The 19,283-nt window shown below is 71.7% G+C and carries 15 protein-coding genes; 12 read left to right on the top strand and 3 right to left on the bottom strand.

Annotated elements, in window-relative coordinates; all coding sequences use genetic code 11:
• Positions 1-2: 2 nt before the first annotated feature.
• The 9 genes from H9I38_RS02090 (at position 3) to H9I38_RS02050 (ending at position 11,831) form a co-directional block, all read left to right on the top strand.
• Positions 3-560: a hypothetical protein gene (locus H9I38_RS02090; protein WP_226336962.1), complete on the top strand. Its 558-nt coding sequence runs from the start codon at positions 3-5 to the stop codon at positions 558-560.
• Positions 553-1,743: a glutamine-hydrolyzing carbamoyl-phosphate synthase small subunit gene (gene carA / locus H9I38_RS02085; RefSeq protein ID WP_226336961.1), complete on the top strand. Its 1,191-nt coding sequence runs from the start codon at positions 553-555 to the stop codon at positions 1,741-1,743. The genes H9I38_RS02090 and carA overlap by 8 nt, the downstream gene beginning before the upstream one ends.
• A complete protein-coding gene (carB, locus tag H9I38_RS02080) occupies positions 1,743-5,072 on the top strand; it encodes a carbamoyl-phosphate synthase large subunit (protein ID WP_226336960.1) in 3,330 nt (1,109 codons plus the stop codon). Before carA ends, carB begins: the two co-directional genes overlap by 1 nt.
• Positions 5,069-5,890: an orotidine-5'-phosphate decarboxylase gene (pyrF, locus tag H9I38_RS02075; RefSeq protein ID WP_226336959.1), complete on the top strand. Its 822-nt coding sequence runs from the start codon at positions 5,069-5,071 to the stop codon at positions 5,888-5,890. Before carB ends, pyrF begins: the two co-directional genes overlap by 4 nt.
• A 174-nt stretch (positions 5,891-6,064) precedes the next feature.
• Positions 6,065-6,646: a guanylate kinase gene (gmk, locus tag H9I38_RS02070; RefSeq protein WP_226336958.1), complete on the top strand. Its 582-nt coding sequence runs from the start codon at positions 6,065-6,067 to the stop codon at positions 6,644-6,646.
• Between the two features lie 47 nt (positions 6,647-6,693).
• Entirely contained in the window at positions 6,694-6,954 is a 261-nt protein-coding gene (gene rpoZ, locus H9I38_RS02065; RefSeq protein WP_226336957.1) for a DNA-directed RNA polymerase subunit omega, read from the top strand.
• A 159-nt stretch (positions 6,955-7,113) separates the two neighbouring features.
• Positions 7,114-8,415: a bifunctional phosphopantothenoylcysteine decarboxylase/phosphopantothenate synthase gene (locus H9I38_RS02060; RefSeq protein WP_226336956.1), complete on the top strand. Its 1,302-nt coding sequence runs from the start codon at positions 7,114-7,116 to the stop codon at positions 8,413-8,415.
• A gap of 33 nt (positions 8,416-8,448) precedes the next feature.
• Positions 8,449-9,687 carry a methionine adenosyltransferase gene (gene metK, locus H9I38_RS02055; RefSeq protein ID WP_226336955.1) on the top strand — a complete coding sequence of 413 codons (1,239 nt, stop codon included), beginning with the start codon at positions 8,449-8,451 and terminating at the stop codon, positions 9,685-9,687.
• A gap of 5 nt (positions 9,688-9,692) precedes the next feature.
• The gene (locus tag H9I38_RS02050) at positions 9,693-11,831 is read left to right on the top strand and encodes a primosomal protein N' (protein ID WP_226336954.1); all 2,139 of its coding nucleotides are present in this window, start codon (positions 9,693-9,695) and stop codon (positions 11,829-11,831) included.
• A 69-nt stretch (positions 11,832-11,900) separates the two neighbouring features.
• Here the strand turns inward: H9I38_RS02050 and H9I38_RS02045 are convergent, their stop codons facing one another.
• The 3 genes from H9I38_RS02045 to H9I38_RS02035 are packed head-to-tail and all read right to left on the bottom strand — an operon-like array spanning position 11,901 to position 15,025.
• On the bottom strand, positions 11,901-13,067 hold the full coding sequence (locus H9I38_RS02045; protein ID WP_319002163.1) for a glycosyltransferase family 1 protein: 1,167 nt from the start codon (positions 13,065-13,067) through the stop codon (positions 11,901-11,903).
• Positions 13,064-14,056: an alpha/beta fold hydrolase gene (locus tag H9I38_RS02040; RefSeq protein WP_226336953.1), complete on the bottom strand. Its 993-nt coding sequence runs from the start codon at positions 14,054-14,056 to the stop codon at positions 13,064-13,066. The genes H9I38_RS02045 and H9I38_RS02040 overlap by 4 nt, the downstream gene beginning before the upstream one ends.
• 9 nt (positions 14,057-14,065) lie before the next feature.
• Positions 14,066-15,025, bottom strand: coding sequence for a sugar-binding transcriptional regulator (locus tag H9I38_RS02035; RefSeq protein WP_226336952.1), 960 nt, complete (start codon positions 15,023-15,025; stop codon positions 14,066-14,068).
• A 153-nt stretch (positions 15,026-15,178) separates the two neighbouring features.
• Between H9I38_RS02035 and H9I38_RS02030 the strand changes: the two genes are divergently transcribed.
• From H9I38_RS02030 to glpK, 3 genes are read left to right on the top strand one after another with little or no spacing between them, the layout of a single operon-like run.
• Positions 15,179-16,888: a glycerol-3-phosphate dehydrogenase/oxidase gene (locus tag H9I38_RS02030; RefSeq protein WP_226336951.1), complete on the top strand. Its 1,710-nt coding sequence runs from the start codon at positions 15,179-15,181 to the stop codon at positions 16,886-16,888.
• A gap of 41 nt (positions 16,889-16,929) precedes the next feature.
• Positions 16,930-17,661 (top strand): MIP/aquaporin family protein, encoded by a 732-nt coding sequence (locus H9I38_RS02025; RefSeq protein ID WP_226336950.1) that lies wholly within the window; start codon positions 16,930-16,932, stop codon positions 17,659-17,661.
• A gap of 33 nt (positions 17,662-17,694) precedes the next feature.
• A complete protein-coding gene (gene glpK, locus H9I38_RS02020) occupies positions 17,695-19,218 on the top strand; it encodes a glycerol kinase GlpK (RefSeq protein ID WP_226336949.1) in 1,524 nt (507 codons plus the stop codon).
• Positions 19,219-19,283 lie beyond the last annotated feature (65 nt).

Raw genomic sequence — 19,283 nt, 5'->3', positions numbered from 1 at the left:
GCATGAGCACTCCCGTTCTGTCCCTCATCGTCGGGGGCCTCTGCGTCGCGGCGGTCTGCTCGCTCATCGTCCTCTCGTTCCTCCGGCGCCTCCGCACGCCTTCGGAGCTCGAGCCGGCCAACCAGGTGCCGTGCGAGTCCCGCACGCCGGTGCTCGCGGTCGAGGGGGAGTACGTCTCCACGACCCTCGCGGACCGCTCCTTCGAGCGGGTCGGCCGCTACGGCCTCGGCGTCAAGAGCCTCGGCTCGCTCGAGGTGCTGCCGAGCGGGATCGTCCTCGCCCGCAGCGCCGACACCGACTTCTTCATCCCGTCCCACGACCTCGTCCACGTCGAGCGGGGAGACGGGATCGTGGGCAAGTTCGTCGAGAAGAAGGGCCTCATCACCGTGACGTGGCTGCTCGGCTCGGACATGGTCACGTCCGGGTTCCGCGCCCGCTACGCCTCGGACACCCAGCGGTTCGTCGACGCGGCCCGCGAGCTCTACCCGCACATCGTCCGTTTCCACGAGCCCTCCACCCAGGGATCCGCTCATCACCAGGAGTTTGACGACCATGAGTAACGACACGCGAACCCCGGCCCCCGGCCGCGGAGACCGGGCTGTCCTCGTCCTCGAGGACGGCGTCACGTTCGAGGGGGACGCCTACGGCGCCCGCGGCGAGACGCTCGGCGAGATCGTCTTCTCGACGGGCATGACCGGCTACCAGGAGACCCTGACGGACCCGTCCTACGCGCGGCAGATCGTCGTCCAGACGGCCCCGCACATCGGCAACACGGGCGTCAACGACGAGGACGCGGAGTCCCGCCGCATCTGGGTGGCCGGCTACGTCGTCCGGGACCCCGCCCGCCGGCCGTCCAACTGGCGCAGCCAGCGCACCCTGGACGAGGAGCTCGTCAAGGACGGCGTCGTCGGCATCTCCGGGATCGACACCCGCGCGATCACCCGGCACCTGCGCGAGCACGCCACGATGCGCGCCGGCATCTTCTCCGGCGAGGCGGCGCAGCGCCCGGTGAGCGAGCTGCTCGAGCGCGTCACGTCCGCGCCCCAGATGAGCGGCGCCAAGCTCGCCGAGGGCGTGACGGCGGAGAGCGCCTACGTCGTCGAGCCGAAGGACCACGGCTGGGAGGGGGAGCCGGTGGCGGACGTCGTCGCCGTGGACCTCGGTCTCAAGGCGATGACGCCCGTCCGGATGGCCGAGCGCGGCGTGCGCGTCCACGTGCTGCCGGCCACGGCCTCCTTCGAGGACGTGACGGCCGTGGGCCCGGACGGGTTCTTCATGTCCAACGGCCCGGGCGACCCGCAGACGGCCGTGGAGCAGATCGAGCTGCTGCGCCGGGTGCTGGACGCAGGGATCCCGTACTTCGGCATCTGCTTCGGCAACCAGATCCTCGGCCGCGCGCTCGGCTTCGGGACGTACAAGCTCCCGTACGGCCACCGCGGCATCAACCAGCCCGTCATGGACCTCACCACGGGCAAGGTGGAGATCACGGCGCAGAACCACGGCTTCGCCGTGGACGCGCCGAAGGGAGAGCCCACTCGGGCCCCGCACGGAGACTACGGGCGGGTGCGGGTCTCGCACATCAGCCTCAACGACGACGTGGTGGAGGGCCTCGAGTGCCTCGACATCCCCGCGTTCTCCGTCCAGTACCACCCGGAGGCCGCCGCTGGCCCCCATGACGCGGCCTACCTGTTCGACCGTTTCATCGAGCTCATGGGCTCCGCATCGACCAAGAAGGTGAAGTAATGCCGAAGCGCCAGGATCTCTCCTCCGTTCTCGTCATCGGCTCCGGGCCGATCGTCATCGGCCAGGCCGCCGAGTTCGACTACTCCGGCACGCAGGCCCTCCGCGTGCTCAAGGACGAGGGCATGCGCGTCATCCTCGTCAACTCCAATCCGGCCACGATCATGACGGACCCGGAGCTCGCGGACGCCACCTACCTCGAGCCGATCACCCCCGAGGTGGTCGCCAAGATCATCGAGAAGGAGCGGCCGGACGCGATCCTCCCGACCCTCGGCGGGCAGACGGCCCTCAACACGGCCATCGCCCTGGACAAGGACGGGACGCTCGCGAAGTACGGCGCGGAGCTCATCGGCGCCAACATCGCCGCGATCGAGCTCGGCGAGGACCGCGAGAAGTTCAAGGGCGTCGTCGAGCGCTCGGGCGCCGAGTCCGCGCGCTCCGAGATCGTCCACAGCCTCGACGAGGCCTTCGCGGCCGCGGAGAAGCTCGGCTACCCCCTCGTCGTCCGCCCCTCCTTCACCATGGGCGGCCTCGGCTCGGGCCTCGCGTACACTCCGGAGGACCTGCGCCGCATCGCGGGCGCGGGCATCCAGTACAGCCCCACGAGCGAGGTCCTCCTCGAGGAGTCCATCCTCGGGTGGAAGGAGTACGAGCTCGAGATGATGAGGGACGCGAAGGACAACGTCGTCGTCGTCTGCTCCATCGAGAACTTCGATCCGGTGGGCGTGCACACGGGCGACTCGATCACGGTGGCCCCGGCCATGACGCTGACGGACCGCGAGTACCAGAAGCTGCGGGACATCGCGATCAACGTCATCCGCGAGGTCGGCGTGGACACGGGCGGCTGCAACATCCAGTTCGCAGTGGACCCCAAGACGGGCCGCGTCGTCGTCATCGAGATGAACCCGCGCGTCTCCCGCTCCTCGGCCCTCGCCTCCAAGGCCACGGGCTTCGCGATCGCGAAGATCGCCACGAAGCTCTCGCTCGGCTACACGCTGGACGAGATCCCGAACGACATCACGCAGAAGACGCCGGCGAGCTTCGAGCCGACCCTCGACTACGTGGTGGTCAAGGTGCCGCGCTTCGCCTTCGAGAAGTTCCCGGCGGCGGACGACACGCTCACGACGACGATGAAGTCGGTGGGCGAGGCCATGGCCATCGGCCGCAGCTTCACCGAGGCCCTCCAGAAGGCGCTCCGCTCGCTCGAGCAGAAGGGCGCGGAGCTGGACTTCACGCCCGCTGCCGACGACGACGAGAGGGACCAGCTCGTCCTCGACTCAGCGCGGCCCACCACGGGCCGCCTGCAGCAGGTGGTCACGGCCATCGCCTCGGGCGCGAGCATCGAGCAGCTCTACGCGTCCACGGGGATCGACCCGTGGTTCCTCGACCAGCTGCAGCTCCTCGCCGAGATCGCGGAGGAGGTCCGGGACGCCCGGCACCTCACCGCCCCGCTGCTGCGCAAGGCCAAGCGCCACGGCTTCTCCGACGCGCAGATCGGCGTCCTCGCCAAGATGGACGAGGCCGTGGTCCGCGGCGTCCGCGGCGCGCTCGGCATCCGCCCGGTCTTCAAGACCGTGGACACGTGCGCCGCCGAGTTCCCCGCGTTCACGCCGTACCACTACAGCTCGTACGACCGCGAGGACGAGATCGCCGAGCACTCGGGCGAGTCGATCATCATCCTGGGCTCCGGCCCGAACAGGATCGGCCAGGGCATCGAGTTCGACTACTCCTGCGTCCACGCCACGATGGCGCTCCGCGAGGCCGGATACGAGACCGTCATGGTCAACTGCAACCCGGAGACGGTCTCGACGGACTACGACATCTCCACCCGCCTCTACTTCGAGCCGCTCACGCTCGAGGACGTCCTCGAGGTCATCGAGGCCGAGCGCCGCACGGGAGGCGTCAAGGGCGTCTACGTGCAGCTCGGCGGGCAGACCCCGCTCAAGCTCGCGATGGAGCTCAAGGCCGCCGGCGTCCCGATCCTCGGCACGAGCCCCGAGGCGATCGACCTCGCGGAGCACCGCGGCGCCTTCGCCCGGGTGCTCGACGACGCGGGCCTCATCTCGCCGAAGAACGGCACCGCCGTCTCCTTCGAGCAGGCCAAGAGGATCGCGGACGAGATCGGCTACCCCGTCCTCGTCCGCCCGTCCTACGTCCTCGGCGGGCGCGGCATGGAGATCGTGTACACCGAGGAGAGCCTCGCCCGGTACATCGAGAACGCCACGGAGATCACCGAGGACCACCCGGTGCTCATCGACCGCTTCCTCGAGGACGCGGTGGAGATCGACGTGGACGCGCTCTTCGACGGCACGGACGTCTACATCGGCGGCGTCATGGAGCACATCGAGGAGGCCGGCATCCACTCCGGCGACTCGTCCTGCGTCCTGCCGCCCATCACGCTGAGCAGCGAGGTGGTGCAGCGCGTGGCCAAGGCCACGGAGGAGATCGCGCGCGGCGTGGGCGTGCGCGGGCTCATCAACATCCAGTTCGCCCTCGCCTCGGACGTGCTCTACGTGCTCGAGGCGAATCCGCGCGCCTCCCGGACCGTGCCGTTCGTCTCGAAGGCCACAGGCGTCCAGCTCGCCAAGGCCGCGGCGCTCATCGGCGTGGGGGAGACCGTGGACTCCCTCCGCGCCTCGGGCCGGCTGCTGCCGGAAGGGGACGGGTCCTCCCTCCCGCCGGGCGCGTCGGTTTCCGTCAAGGAGGCCGTGCTGCCGTTCAGCCGCTTCCGGACGCACGAGGGCAAGGTCGTGGACTCCCTCCTCGGCCCGGAGATGCGCTCCACGGGCGAGGTCATGGGCATCGACAAGTACTTCGACACCGCCTTCGCCAAGTCCCAGTCCGCGGCGATGAACCCGCTGCCCAAGGGCGGCAAGGTGTTCGTCTCCGTGGCCAACCGGGACAAGCGCGCCATGATCATGCCGGTGCGCCGGCTCGTGGACCTCGGCTTCGAGATCGTCTCCACGGGCGGGACGGCGGACGTCCTGCGCCGCAACGGCGTCGAGGCCACCGTGGTCGCGAAGGTCGTGGAGCACGGCGACACCACCGTCGTGGACCTCATCAACGAGGGCGCGGTCTCGATGATCGTCAACACGCCGTCGGGCGGCGCTGCCCGCGGGGACGGCTACGAGATCCGCGCGGCCGCCACGTCCTTCGGCCTGCCGATCATCACGACGACGGCGGAGCTCGGCGCGGCCGTGCAGGCCATCGAGGCGCAGCGGACCTTCGAGTGGTCCGTCAAGAGCCTCCAGGAGCACGCCGCCACCCTCGCCGAGGCCGCCGCGGCCCACGCGGAGCGCCGCCGCTCCGGCGCGAAGGGCGCGCGGGCGTGACGGGCCGGCCCTCGTACCGGGATCGCGTGGCGGAGACGGTCGCCGAGCGCGGCCGCCTCTGCGTGGGCATCGACCCCCACGCCTCGCTGCTCGAGGCGTGGGGGCTGAAGGACGACATCGCCTCGCTGCGGGAGTTCTCCCGGCGCGTCGTCGAGGAGCTCGGGGACGAGGCCGCGGTCTTCAAGCCGCAGGTCTCCTTCTTCGAGCGCTTCGGGTCCCAGGGGTTTGCGGTCCTCGAGGAGACGATGGGCGCGCTGCGGCAGAAGGGCGCCCTCGTCCTCGCCGACGCCAAGCGCGGGGACATCGGCTCCACGATGGCCGGCTACGCGGACGCCTGGCTGGGGGAGGGCTCGGCGCTCGAAGCGGACGCCGTGACGCTCTCCCCGTACCTCGGCTTCGAGTCCCTGCGCCCGGCCCTCGACCTGGCGCGGGAGCGCGGCAAGGGCGTCTACGTCCTGGCCCTCACCTCCAACCCCGAAGGCGCGAGCGTCCAGCACCGGGGCGGCTCCGAGTCCGTGGCCAAGGGCGTCATCGACGCGGCGGCGGCCGAGAGCCGGACGGGCGGCCACGTGGGGCTCGTCATCGGGGCGACGACGGCGGGCGCGGCGGCGGAGCTGGGGATCGACCTCGGCGCCGTCGAGGGCTCCTTCCTCACGCCGGGCCTCGGCGCCCAGGGCGCCACGGCGGAGGACCTCAAGCGGTCCTTCGGCGAGGACTACCGCAAGGTGCTCGCGCCGAGCAGCCGGGACATCCTCAAGCACGGCGCGCGCGAGGGCGGCATGCTCGAGCGCTTCCGCGAGGTGCGCGCGAGCCTCTGAGAGCAGGGGGGGCAGCCGGACCCGCCGGTGAGCTCGCCTCACGCGGCAGGCCGGGCCGCCGCCCTCCGCAAGGCCGCAGCCGGGCCGGGCGCCAGGCCGTCGACTAGACTCGGGTGACATGCCGGAGGCGCCCGGAGCGGTGCCCGGCGACCCTGCCGCGAGAACGAGGAGCACATGAGCAAGCCAGCCCCCTCAGGGAGCATCACCGTCCTGGCCGGTCCCACGGCCGTGGGCAAGGGCACCGTCTCCACCTTCGTGCGGGACAACTACCCGGAGGTCTCCCTCTCCGTCTCGGCGACGACGCGGAGCCCGCGCCCGGGCGAGATCGACGGGGTTCACTACCACTTCCTCTCGCAGGAGCAGTTCGAGCAGTACATCGAGCAGGGCGCCTTCCTCGAATGGGCCACCGTCCACGGTCTCAACAAGTACGGGACGCTCAAGCACACGGTGGAGGAGGCGGCCGCGGCCGGGAAGAGGGTGCTCCTCGAGATCGACCTGCAGGGGGCCCGCCAGGTCCGCGAGGCCCTTCCCGGGGCGCATTTCGTGTTTCTCGCGCCGCCGTCCTGGGAGGAGCTTGTGGCGCGTCTCACGGGACGCGGCACGGAGAGCCCCGAAGAACAGCAGCGCCGCCTCGAAACCGCTAGACTGGAGCTCGCGGCTGAGTCCGAGTTCGATCAGACCATCGTCAACGAGCACGTCGACGTCGCCGCCGCAGAGCTTGTCCAGAGCATGGGGATCGCTCCGCGCACCGCGTAGGACCGCCCCAGGCCAGAAAAGAATCCTCACCGAGAAAGAGTGATTGCGTGAGCACTCCCGACGACGGCATCATCCACCCGCCGATCGACGACCTCCTCAAGGTCGCCGACAGCAAGTACGGGCTCGTCATTCAGGGCGCCCGCCGTGCGCGCCAGATCAACGCGTACTACGCGCAGCTCCACGAGGGCCTGTTCGAGTACGTCGGCCCGCTCGTGGAGACCCAGGTCAACGAGAAGCCGCTCTCCATCGCGTTCCGCGAGCTCAACGAGGGCCTCCTCGAGGTCCAGCCGCAGGGCGGCCAGGCCTGAGCCGTCCGCGTCCAGCGAGACGAGCCGCCGGAGACTGCGCACCGCGGTGTGCAGCCCGGCGGCTCCCTCGTTTCCGGGACTGCTCCGGAGAACGCACCCGCACTGAACACCGTCCGGCCTTGAGGGCACACCGGCCATGAGGACACTGAGGAGTCGACCATGAAGATCGTCCTGGGCGTCGGCGGCGGCATCGCCGCCTACAAGTCCGCGCTCCTGCTCCGCCTCTTCACCGAGGCCGGGCACGATGTCCGGGTCATCCCCACGCGGGCCTCCCTCAACTTCGTCGGCGCCGCCACGTGGGAGGCCCTCAGCCACCATCCCGTGAGCCATGACGTCTTCGACGCGGTGGACGAGGTCCAGCATGTGCGCGTGGGGCAGGAGGCGGACCTCGTGGTCATCGCGCCGGCGACGGCGGACCTCATGGCCCGCATCGCCGCGGGCCGTGCGGACGACCTGCTCACCTCGACCGTCCTCGCCACGCGCGCCCCGGTGGTCCTGGCGCCGGCCATGCACACCGAGATGTGGGAGAACCCCGCGACCCGTGCCAATGTGGAGACGCTCCGCGGCCGGGGCATCGCGGTGATCGAGCCCGCCGTGGGCCGCCTCACGGGCACGGACACGGGAGCCGGGCGCCTGCCCGATCCCGAGGCCATCCGGGACGCCGCCCTCGCGGCCGCCTCCGAGGACCTGGACCCCGAGCCGGGGGAGGGCTCGGCCGCCGCGGACGGCACCGGAGCGCCCCTCGCGGACCGGAACACGCCGTGGACGGGCCGGAGCGTCGTCGTCACCCTGGGCGGCACGCGGGAGCCGCTCGACCCGGTGCGGTACCTCGGGAACCGCTCCTCGGGCAAGCAGGGGCTCGCCTTCGCCCGCGCCCTCGCAGAGCAGGGCGCGGAGGTGACCGTTGTCGCGGGCGCCGTCGAGATCCCGCTGGATGAGTCGCTGCGGACGCTGCGCATCGGGACCGCACGGGAGCTGGAGGAGACGCTCGAGCGCCTGGTGCGCAAGGAACGCCCGGATGCGATCGTCATGGCCGCCGCCGTGGCGGACTTCCGGCCGGCGCGCACCGAGGCCTCCAAGATCAAGAAGCGGGACGGAGAGGACGCCCCGCAGATCGTGCTCGAGCGCAACCCGGACGTCATCGCCGGGCTCGCTGAAGCGAGGGGAGAGGGACGCTCGCCGCTGCTCGTCGCCTTCGCCGCGGAGACCGGGGACGAGCACGGCTCGGTGCTCGAGTACGCCGAGTCCAAGCTGCGCCGCAAGCGGGTGGACGCGCTCTGCGTCAACGAGGTGGGGCTCGCCAAGGGCTTCGGCGCGGACGAGAACGAGCTGACGGTCCTCTTCGCGGACGGCGCGGACCCCGTGCACGCGTCCGGACCGAAGGACGAGGTGGCCCGCGCGGCCGTCACCGCCCTCGGCCGGCTCGTGTCCGCTGACGGCGCACCCGCACCCCTCTCCTGAGCAGTCTTTCCCCTTCCCAGTAGACTTGAGCCCGTGACCCTTTCTACGAACGCATCCGCATCTGACGCCCGCTCCCTGCGCCTGTTCACCTCGGAATCGGTGACCGCGGGGCACCCGGACAAGATCTGCGACCAGATCTCTGACGCGATCCTCGATGCCATGCTTGAGAAAGACCCGGACTCCCGCGTGGCCGTGGAGACGATGGCCACCACGGGCCTCGTGCACGTGGCCGGCGAGGTCACCACGGAGGCGTATGTGGAGATCCCGCAGATCGTGCGGGAGACCATCCTCTCCATCGGCTACGACTCCTCGGCCAACGGGTTCGACGGCGCCCGGTGCGGCGTCTCAGTCTCGATCGGCCAGCAGTCTCCCGAGATCTTCGACGGCGTCTTCACCTCGCGCGAGACCAGGGACGGACGGGCCGCGGACGAGCGGGACCGCCAGGGCGCGGGGGACCAGGGCATCATGTTCGGCTACGCGGTGGACGAGACGAACGTGCTCATGCCCGCCCCCATCCACCTGGCCCACCGCCTCAGCGAGCGCCTCACGAGCGTCCGCGAGGACGGAGGCCTCACGCAGCTGCGGCCGGACGGCAAGACGCAGGTGACCATCGGCTATGACGGAGACCGCCCGGTCTCGGTGGAGACGGTGGTCGTCTCCACGCAGCACGCCGAGGGCCTGGACCAGGGGCGGCTCCGCGGGGACCTGCTCGAGGCCGTGGTCGATCCGATCCTCCGGGAGGCGAGCGAGACCCAGGGCCTCGACATCTCCGGCGTGGACGTCATCACCAACCCGGGCGGGCCGTTCGTCATCGGCGGCCCGGTGGGAGACGCCGGTCTGACCGGGCGCAAGATCATCGTGGACACCTACGGCGGCATGGCCCGGCACGGCGGCGGCGCGTTCTCCGGGAAGGATCCGAGCAAGGTGGACCGCTCGGCCGCGTACGCGATGCGCTGGGTGGCCAAGAACATCGTCGCCGCGGGCCTGGCCCGCCGCGCCGAGCTCCAGGTGGCCTACGCCATCGGCCAGGCCTCCCCGGTGGGCGTGTACGTGGAGACGTTCGGCACGGAGACCGTGGACCCGGTCCGGATCGAGCGGGCGGTCCGCGAGGTGTTCGACCTCCGGCCGCTCGGCATCATCGAGGACCTCGACCTCAAGCGCCCCATCTACCGGCAGACGGCCGCCCACGGGCACTTCGGCCGCACGCTGCCCGAGTTCACGTGGGAGTCCACAGACAAGGCCGCTGACCTCCTGCGCGCCGTCGGCGGCTGATCCGCATGGACGTCGAGCCCGCGCTGTTCGACGCCTCCCGGGAGGGACCCCGGACCCCGCGCCGCCCTGCCCCGGACGCCGCGGAGGACCGCCCGTACGCCCGCGTCTGGATCGAGGCGCAGGTGCCGCACCTGGACCGCGCCTTCGACTACCTCGTGCCGGAGTCCCTCAGCGCTGACGCGTGTGAAGGCGCCAAGGTCCGCCTCGTGTTCGGCGGGCAGCAGATCAACGGCTGGATCGTGAGCCGCTCGGACGAGCCGGAGACGGACCGCACCCTCCGTCCGCTCAAGCGCGTCCTCTCGCCCCACCCCGTGCTGAGCCCCGAGCGGCTCGAGCTCTTCTCCCGCATCGCGGCCCGCCAGATGTCCACGGTGGCCGATGTCATCCGCGTGGCCGTCCCTCCCCGGGTGGCGGCCGTCGACTCGTCCTTCGTGGCCGCGGAGGCTCGGGCCGACGGACGAAGCGCGCAGGAGGTCCGCGCGGCCGCGGCCGAGGCCCTCGGCGCGTGGGCTCCTGCGGAGGGCCGCCAGCGCCTCGCGGAGAGCGAGGGCGGCCGCGCCTTTCTCGACTCCCTGGCCCAGGGGGCCTCGCCCCGGGCCGTGGCCGTGCTGCCCCGAGCCGGGGTCGGGGCGCTCGTCGAGCCGTTGCGTGCCTGCCTCGCCTCGGGGCGCCGGGCGGTCGTCGTCGTTCCGGACCAGCGGCGCCTGGAGGAGCTCGAGGCCGAGCTCGCGGAGTTGCTCGGACCCGCGCTGGGACGGGAGAGCGTGGGCGAGTCCCGGGAGGCCGTCGTCGTGCGCCTCAACGCCGAGGACCCGCCGACTCGCCGCTACCGGAGCTACCTCCGCGCCCTGTCCGGGCACGCGGAGGCGGTCATCGGGACGCGCTCGGCGGCGTTCGGGCCCCTTGCGGACGTGGGGCTCGTGGCCGTCTGGGACGACGGCGACGACTCGCTCGCCGAGCGCCGCTCTCCCTACATCCACGCCCGGGACGTTCTCGTGGCGAGAGCCGTGGAGTCCGGGGCCGCGTTCCTCTCGCTGGCGCAGAGCCCCTCGGCGGAGTCGCTGCGGCTCGCGGCCATCGGCTGGGCCCGGCTCGTCGAGGACCGGCCGGACCCGTCGCGGCGGCCCCGTGTGACGGCCACGGGCTCGGAGTTCGAGACGGGCCGGGACCGCCTCGCCCAGGCCGCCCGCATCCCGTCCCGCGCGTTCGCGGCGGCACGGAAGGGGCTGGAGCGCGGCCCCGTGCTCGTCCACGTGGCGCGCACGGGCTACTCGCCGGTGGTCAAGTGCCGCCGCTGCGGAGAGCGGGCCCTGTGCCCCACGTGCCAGGGACCGGTGCTCATCGCCGTCGAGGACGGCCGGAAGCGTGCCCGGTGCGCGTGGTGCGCCCGCGCCCCGGAGGAGCTCGCGTGCCGGGAGTGCGGCTGCCGGGAGTTCTACCAGCCTGTGGCGGGCGCGCTGCGGACGGCGGACGAGCTGGGACGGGCCTTCCCGGGCGTCCCCGTCGTCGCGAGCTCGGGCGACTCCATCCGGGAGAGCGTGGGGGAGGAGCCGGCCCTCGTCGTCGCCACGCCGGGGGCGGAGCCGCGGGTCCTCACGGAGGACGGCCGGGAGTCCGGCTACGCGGCGGCGCTCGTCCTGGACGCCGAGTCCACGCTCGCGCAGAACTCGATGCACGCCCTCGAGCGGGCGCTGCGGCGCTGGTTCCGCGTCATGGCCCTCGTCCGGGCTGAGGGCGAGGTGGTGGCCACCGTGGCGGAGTCGGCGGCGCTCAACGCCCTCGTGGGCTACGATCCCGTCCCGGCCGTCCGAAGGGACTTGGACCAGCGCCGGGAGCTGGGCCTGCCCCCGAGCGTGCGCGCGGTGTCTCTCACGGGCGGGAGCGAGGCGGTGAGCCGGTTCTGGGAGAAGGTGCGGGCGGACCTGGACCGCGGAGGGCCGCTGGACCGGGAACCGCGCGTGATCGGCCCGACGCCCGTGGAGGATCCGGAGGCGGAGGAGCCCGTCTTCCGCCTGCTCGTCCTCTTCGGATACCGGGACGCTGCCCGGCTCAGCGAGGCGGTGCGGGCGCGGCGCGTGCTCGACGCGGCCTCGGCCTCGGCGCCGAAGGTCGCCGTGCGCTGCGACCCGCCGGAAGTGCTCTGACGACCTCCGGGGAGAAGGGCGAGCCGCTCCGGCCGTCCGGCTCGGCTGGCGCGTCGGCTCAGGCTCGGCTCAGGCCTTGCGGCGGTGCTCGGCGATGGCCGTTTCGCAGGCCTTGACGAGGGCGCGGGCCGAGGCCTCCCAGGAGTAGCGCGCCGCCTCCTGCCGCGCCCGGCAGGCGAGCTCCTCGCGTTCCGCGACGAGCCGTCCCATCGCCTCCGCCATGTCCGCTGCGCTGCGCGGGTCCGCGAAGACGGCGGCCGAGCCGGCCACCTCGCGGAAGATGGGGATGTCGCTCACGGCCGCGGGCACGCCGAGGCTGAGCGCCTCGACCACGGGCAGCCCGAACCCCTCGGCGCGGGACGCGGTCACGAGCCCCGTGGACGCCGTGAGCAGGGCGGCGTAGTCGGCGTCGCTCAGCCCCTGGTGGAAGACCACGTCCGCGCCCTTCTCCGCCGCCAGAGCGGTCAGGCGGCGCCGGGTCGCGTCGTCGGCCCGGCTCACGAGGTGGAGGCGGGCGCCCGTGCGCAGCCCCGCCGCCTCGATGAGGGTCTCCACGCCCTTGTACGGCATGAACGAGCCCATGTAGACGAAGTCCCCGCCGGGCGCCGGGGCCGGGAGCAGAGCGGGCGCCTCGGCGCCGCCGCGCGCGGCCTCGAGATCCGCGGGCGCGTTGGAGACGACGACGACGGGCGCCTCGGTCAGCCGGTGCTCCGCGAGGAGCCGGCGCGTGGTCTCGGAGACGACGGCGACGGCGTCGGCCCCGCGCAGAAGCCACCGCTGTGGCGCGTAGGAGAGGTGGTAGAGCCGCCACAGCAGCCGCACGGGCGCGGGGAGGCTCTTCGGGGGCGCGGGGTGCTCGTAGTAGATGAGGTCGTGGATGGTGAGCACGAGCGGGTGGCGCCGGCCCCACGTTCCGATGGTCTGCATCGGCGAGAAGACCACGTCCGCGTCGAGGTGCCGCAGGGACCGGAGGGCCCACGGCTCGCGCCACGAGGTCGGGCTGTTCGCAAGGACATGGGGGAGGTCCGGCAGCATCTCGAGCTGGCGCGGATCGGAGACGATGAGCGTCACGTCGGCGAGCTCGGCGGCGGCGGCCGCGAGGCTCGATCCGAAACGCGAGATGCCGTCGTGCCGTTCGAGGCGGGTGTAGCGGGCGTCGAAGGCGATCTTCAGGCGGTTCCCGCCCGTGCCGCCGCCTCCGTCCCGTCCTGTCCGCCGTCCCGTGCCCGCGCTCATGCCCGCGCCTCCGCGAGGTCGGCGGCGAAGGCGAGGACCGCCCGCGCGGCGGCGTCGGCCTCCTCGTAGTGGACGAGGTGGCCGACGCCGGGGATCTCCTCGAGCCGGGCCTCGGGAAGCGCCGAGGCGAGCGCCCGCTGAGTCGCCGGGGTGCCGAACGCGTCTCGCTCGCCGGTCACGAGCAGAACGGGCAGGCGCAGACCGCCGGCGGCCTCCAGGACGGAGTCCTCAATCGAGGAGGCGTAGGCCTCCGCGAGCGCCTGCCGGTCCGAGAACCCTGCGAAGTAGGCCCGGTGCTGCTCGTCGATGTAGCGCCGCACGGCGGGCTCTGAGGACGTGCGCATCATGAGGCTCATGGCGTCCGTGATGAGACGGGAGCGGACCAGGGGCAGGCCGAGGGGCGCGGGGAGGCGCGTGGCGAGCAGGTAGTAGAGCTCGGAGGCCGCCGTCGCGATCCGGGGCGTCCCCGTCAGGGCGGGGACCGAGATCGGGTTGACGAGGACGGCTCCCGCGAGGACGCCCTCCTCATGGAGCCGGGAGACGGCCTGGGCGGCACGGGAGACCACCACGGAGCCGAAGGAGTGCCCGACGAGCACCACGGGGCGGCCGGGGTGCTCGGCCGCGGCGAAGCGGGCGAGGGGCTCCACGATTCCGGAGAGGCCCTGCGCGCTGTGCGCGGTGCCGTCCCTGAAGGGCCCCGTCATGCCGAATCCCGGGAGGTCCGGGACGAGCCAGGTGCCGCCGGCGGCGAAGGCGATCTGCTCGAAGCCGTGGTGGTCCCCGCGGAAGCCGTGGACCGCGGCGAACACGGGGGAGTCCTCGGCCGGCCACTCGGACACGCCGTCCGCGGAGGCCGAAGCAGGGGCGGGAAGGCGGTACTCGGCGACGCGGACGCGCGTGCCGCCGAGCGGGATCTCGTGGAAGACCGGTGTGCGCTCATCGCGGGCGGAGGAGCGGATGCGGGAAGCGCTCGAGTTCGAGAGGCTCATCTGGCCAGTCTATAAAGCGGCGTCCTCGAGGAGGGCCCGGGCGGCGCGCTCGTCGAGGACCAGGTCCGTGATGAGCCCGGCGGCGAGGGCCCCGCGGACGCCGGCGGCCTTGTGGGCGGAGGAGACCACGCAGATCCGCTTGCGGACGTGCCTGAGGTCCTCGAACTCGATGGCAGAGGAGCGCGCGTTGAGCGGGATGTCCTCGAAGGTGCCGTCACCGCGGAAGAAGCGCGTGGCGATGTCGCCCGCGACCCCGTCCGCCCGGAGGCTCTCGAGGTCCTCGGCGCCCAGGTAGCCGCCGATGTAGACCTGGGACGGGCTGCTCGCGCCGAGCACGCCGATGCCGAAGACCGCGATGGTGGTGCGGTTCTGCAGCTCCCGGATCCGCTCGATCGAGCGCTCTCTCCACATGGCGGCCCGTGTCTCGGCGTGGTCGAAGAACGTCGGGACGGGGAACTGCTCCGCGACGGCGCCGAAGGCCTGGGAGAACCGGCGGAGGATGTCGCTCGCGTAGGCGATGCCGCTCGACTGCGTGTTGCCTGCGCCGTTGAGCTGCACCACGGCCGTCTCCGGAACCCGCTTGGGCGGCAGGTGGCGCGCCACCGCGGTCATCGTGGTGCCCCACGCGATCCCGAGGACCGTCCCGGGCACCACCTCGGCGGCGATGGTCCTCGCCGCGAGGGCCGCCGTCGTCTCGAACGCCTCCGCATCGCTCGCCCGGGGCGGGCAGGCGGCGACGACGGCGCGGACGCCGAAGCGGCTCGCCAGCTGGCGCTCGAGCTGGGCCGGCGCGGAGACGTTCTCCTGGATGCGGATCTGCACGTGGCCGCGCTCGCGCGCCTGCTTGAGCCAGCGGGACACGGTGGAGCGGCTCGTCCCGAGCTCACGGGAGATCGACTCCATGGTGCGCAGCTCCTCGTAGTACATCCGTGCAGTCGTCACGAGGAGCTTGCTGGAGACCTGGGGCATGCGTCCCTGACTTTCCGGGGGCAGGAGGGCGGGGCGAGTGCACATTCGTGCATCCTCGTTGAGTGTACTGCGAGGCCGCGAGTAGATGTAGGTCACAGCAATACCCACACAGTGTCGTGCCGGGGGCCTCGGGCCCTCGACGAGGAGGAAGAATTGTCTGCTGCGCCTGCTGTCCGCGATCGCGTCGAGGCCCTGCGAAGCCGTCCGAGCGCTGACGTCCTCATCATCGGCGGAGGCATCAACGGCGTCGGAACCTTCCGAGACCTGGCGCTCCAGGGCGTCGACGTCGCCCTCGTCGAGCGGGAGGACTACTGCTCGGGCGCGTCCGGCGCCTCCAGCCACATGATCCACGGCGGCATCCGCTACCTGGAGAACGGCGAGTTCCGCCTCGTCAAGGAGTCCGTCGTCGAGCGGAACAACCTCCTCAAGATCGCGCCGCACTACGTCAAGCCCCTGCAGACGACCATCCCGATCTTCTCCACGTTCTCCGGCATCCTCAACGCGCCGATCCGCTTCCTCACCCACAAGTCCGGCAAGCCGCAGGAGCGCGGCGCGGCTCTCATCAAGATGGGGCTGTCCATCTACGACTCCTTCTCCCGGCTCGGCGGCACGGTGCCGAAGCACGAATTCCTCGGCGCCGAGGAGTCCCGCGCCCTCTTTCCGCAGATGCGCTCGGACGTGCGCTACACCGCCACCTACTTCGACGCCTCGGTGCACAACCCGGAGCGGCTGACCCTCGACGTGCTCCACGACGGCCTCGACGCGCACGAGGGCGTCCGGGCGAGCAACTACGTCTCCGCCGTCGGCATGACCGACGCCGGGGTCCGCCTCCGGGACGAGATCTCGGGGGAGGAGTTCGACTTCTCCGCGAAGATCGTCCTCAACGTCTCCGGCGCCTGGACGGACCAGACCAACGGCGCGCTCGACGACGCGACGCGCTTCATGGGCGGCACCAAGGGCTCGCACATCGTCCTCGACCACCCGGAGCTCCTCGCCGCCACGCACGGCCGCGAGATCTTCTTCGAGCACACCGACGGCCGCATCGTCCTCATCTACCCGATGGGGGACCGCGTGCTCGTCGGCACCACGGACCTCGACGACGACATGTCCGCCCAGGCCGTCTGCACCGACGAGGAGATCCAGTACTTCTTCGACCTCATCGGCCACGTCTTCCCCTCGATCGAGGTGAAGCGGGAGCAGATCGTCTACACGTTCTCCGGCGTGCGCCCGCTGCCGCGGCACGACGAGACGGCGCCCGGGTTCGTCTCCCGCGACTACCGCTTCGAGCGCCGCGAGCAGAACGGGGCCACGGTGCTCTCCGTCGTCGGCGGCAAGTGGACCACCTTCCGCGCCCTCTCCGAGCACCTGGCCAACGAGGTCCTCGGGATGCTCGGGAAGAAGCGCGAGGTGAGCACGCTCGGCCGCACCATCGGCGGCGGCAAGGGCTTCCCCGAGAGCGAGGCCGGGGAGCGCGCCTGGATCCAGGCGCGTGTCGATGATCACATCGACGCCGAGCGCTATGGCATCCTGTTGGAGCGCTACGGAGTCCGCGCGGACGCCGTGGCCGCCTACCTCCGCGAGGGAGAGGACCGGCTCATCGGCGGCTCTCCCGAGCTGTCGACCCGGGAGCTGCGCTTCCTCGTCGAGCGCGAGCAGGTCGAGCACGTCGCCGACGTCCTCATCCGCCGCACCTCCCTGGCCTTCCGCGGCGCGGCCGCCGGCGATCTCTTCGAGGAGATCGTCCGGGCGTTCGCCGACGTCAAGGGCTGGGGTCCGGAGGAGCTCGAAGCCGAGCGCGAGCACGCTCGCTCCGTCTTCGCAGACCGCCACCGGATCGACCTCGCCACCGGCGAGCTCTCGTAAACCGCTGCACTCACCAGCCTGACCGAAAGGGAGAGGCCGCCATGACCGTCTCTCAGTTCTTCGCCGAGTTCCTCGGCACGGCCCTCCTCCTGCTGCTCGGCGGCGGCGTGGTGGCCAACAACATCCTCGTCAAGAACAAGGGCTACGGCACCGGGTTCCTGATGGTGAACTTCGGATGGGGCATCGCGGTCCTCGCGGGCGCCCTCGTCGCGGGGGCCTCTGGCGCCCACCTCAACCCGGCCGTGACGTTCGGCCTCCTCGCCGACCCGAACGTGGGGCAGCTCGCCCCGGGCATCGACAAGTCGATCGGCAACGTGCTGCTGTACCTGCTGGCCCAGATGCTCGGCGCGTTCATCGGCGCCGTCCTCTGCTGGCTCTCCTACAAGCAGCACTTCGACGCCGAGGAGAACCCGGCCAACAAGCTCGGCGTCTTCTCCACCGGTCCGGAGATCCGCTCCTACGCGTGGAACCTCGTCACGGAGATCATCGCGACCTTCGTGCTCGTCATGGTCATCCTCTACATCCCGGCCAAGGCGGCACCCGGCTTCGGCCCGGTGCTCGTCGCGCTGACCGTCGTCGGCATCGGCGCCTCGCTCGGCGGCCCCACGGGCTACGCCATCAACCCGGCCCGTGACCTCGGCCCGCGCATCGCCCATGCCGTCCTGCCCATCCGCGGCAAGGGCGGCTCGGACTGGGGCTACGCCTGGGTGCCCGTCGTCGGCCCGATCGTCGGCGGCGTCCTCGCCGGCCTCGTCCACGCGATGATGGTCTGACCTCCCACCTCGGACACCAGCGAAGGAGCTGACATGAGCACGAGCAAGAAGTACGTCATCGCGATCGACCAGGGCACCACGTCCTCCCGCGCGATCATCTTCGACCATGACGGACGCATCGTCTCCACGGGCCAGAAGGAGCACGAGCAGATCTTCCCGAAGGCCGGCTGGGTCGAGCACAACCCGGCGGAGATCTGGGACAACACCCGCGAGGTCATCGGCAACGCCCTCTCCAAGGCGAGCCTGACGCGCCACCACATCGCGGCCGTGGGCATCACCAACCAGCGCGAGACCACCGTGGTCTGGGACAAGAACACGGGCAAGGCCGTCTACAACGCGATCGTCTGGCAGGACACCCGCACCCAGGACATCGTCAACGAGCTGGCCGAAGACGGCGGCCTCGAGCGCTTCAAGGACCTGACGGGCCTTCCGCTCGCCACCTACTTCGCCGGCACCAAGGTGAAGTGGATCCTCGACAACGTCGAGGGCGCCCGGGAGAAGGCCGAGGCGGGGGACCTCCTCTTCGGCACCACGGACAGCTGGGTCCTCTGGAACCTCACGGGCGGCACCGACGGCGGCGTGCACGCGACGGACGTCACCAACGCCTCGCGCACCATGTTCATGGACCTCAAGACGCTCTCGTGGAGCGAGGAGGCGCTCGAGGCCTTCGGCGTCCCGGCGTCCATGCTTCCCGAGATCAAGTCCTCGTCCGAGGTCTACGGCACGGTCCACGGCGACCAGCTGCTCCGCGAGGTCCCGGTGGCGGGCATCCTCGGCGACCAGCAGGCGGCGACGTTCGGCCAGGCCGCCTTCGAGAAGGGCGAGGCCAAGAACACCTACGGCACGGGCTGCTTCCTCATCGTCAACACCGGCGAGGAGATCGTCCACTCCAAGAACGGCCTCCTCACCACCGTGGGCTACAAGCTGGGCGACCAGCCGGCCACGTACGCGCTCGAGGGCTCCATCGCCGTCGCCGGCTCGCTCGTCCAGTGGCTGCGGGACAACCTCGGCCTCATCTCGAGCGCCCCGCAGGTGGAGAAGCTCGCCGAGACGGTCGAGGACAACGGCGGCGTGTACATCGTCCCGGCGTTCTCCGGGCTCTTCGCGCCGTACTGGCGGCCGGACGCCCGCGGCGCGATCGTGGGCCTCACGCGGTTCGCCAACAAGGGGCACATCGCCCGCGCGGCCCTCGAGTCCACGGCGTTCCAGACCCGCGAGGTGCTCGACGCCGTCAACGCGGACTCGGACGTCCCGTTCGAGGAGCTCAAGGTGGACGGCGGCATGGTGGCCAACGACGCCCTCATGCAGTTCCAGTCCGACATCCTCGGCGTCCCGGTCATCCGCCCGAAGGTCATCGAGACGACGGCGCTCGGCGCCGCTTACGCCGCCGGCCTCGCCGTCGGCTTCTGGGAGAGCCTCGACGAGCTGCGCAACCAGTGGGCCGAGGACACGCGCTGGACCCCGGAGCTCCCCGAGGAGGAGCGCGAGCGCCAGATGCGCAACTGGAAGAAGGCCGTCACCCGGACCTTCGACTGGGTCGACGACGACGTGCGCTGACGCGTCCGACCACCCCGCCCGGCAGGGCAGACCCGCCCTCGCCGCAGCGGCCCGCACCGGCCGCG

This window comes from Arthrobacter sp. UM1 (assembly GCF_020483305.1).
Taxonomy (GTDB): Bacteria; Actinomycetota; Actinomycetes; order Actinomycetales; family Micrococcaceae; genus Falsarthrobacter.
This window is presented reverse-complemented; position numbering and strand designations above follow the sequence as displayed.

Bases quoted from the DNA above. Each gene is read 5' to 3' on its own strand.
- carA (WP_226336961.1), top strand. From the start codon at position 553: ATGAGTAACGACACGCGAACCCCGGCCCCCGGCCGCGGAGACCGGGCT.
- glpK (WP_226336949.1), top strand. From the start codon at position 17,695: ATGAGCACGAGCAAGAAGTACGTCATCGCGATCGACCAGGGCACCACG.
- H9I38_RS02045 (WP_319002163.1), bottom strand. From the start codon at position 13,067: ATGAGCGCGGGCACGGGACGGCGGACAGGACGGGACGGAGGCGGCGGC.
- H9I38_RS02050 (WP_226336954.1), top strand. From the start codon at position 9,693: ATGGACGTCGAGCCCGCGCTGTTCGACGCCTCCCGGGAGGGACCCCGG.
- H9I38_RS02060 (WP_226336956.1), top strand. From the start codon at position 7,114: ATGAAGATCGTCCTGGGCGTCGGCGGCGGCATCGCCGCCTACAAGTCC.
- carB (WP_226336960.1), top strand. From the start codon at position 1,743: ATGCCGAAGCGCCAGGATCTCTCCTCCGTTCTCGTCATCGGCTCCGGG.
- H9I38_RS02025 (WP_226336950.1), top strand. From the start codon at position 16,930: ATGACCGTCTCTCAGTTCTTCGCCGAGTTCCTCGGCACGGCCCTCCTC.
- H9I38_RS02035 (WP_226336952.1), bottom strand. From the start codon at position 15,025: ATGCCCCAGGTCTCCAGCAAGCTCCTCGTGACGACTGCACGGATGTAC.
- gmk (WP_226336958.1), top strand. From the start codon at position 6,065: ATGAGCAAGCCAGCCCCCTCAGGGAGCATCACCGTCCTGGCCGGTCCC.
- H9I38_RS02040 (WP_226336953.1), bottom strand. From the start codon at position 14,056: ATGAGCCTCTCGAACTCGAGCGCTTCCCGCATCCGCTCCTCCGCCCGC.
- H9I38_RS02090 (WP_226336962.1), top strand. From the start codon at position 3: ATGAGCACTCCCGTTCTGTCCCTCATCGTCGGGGGCCTCTGCGTCGCG.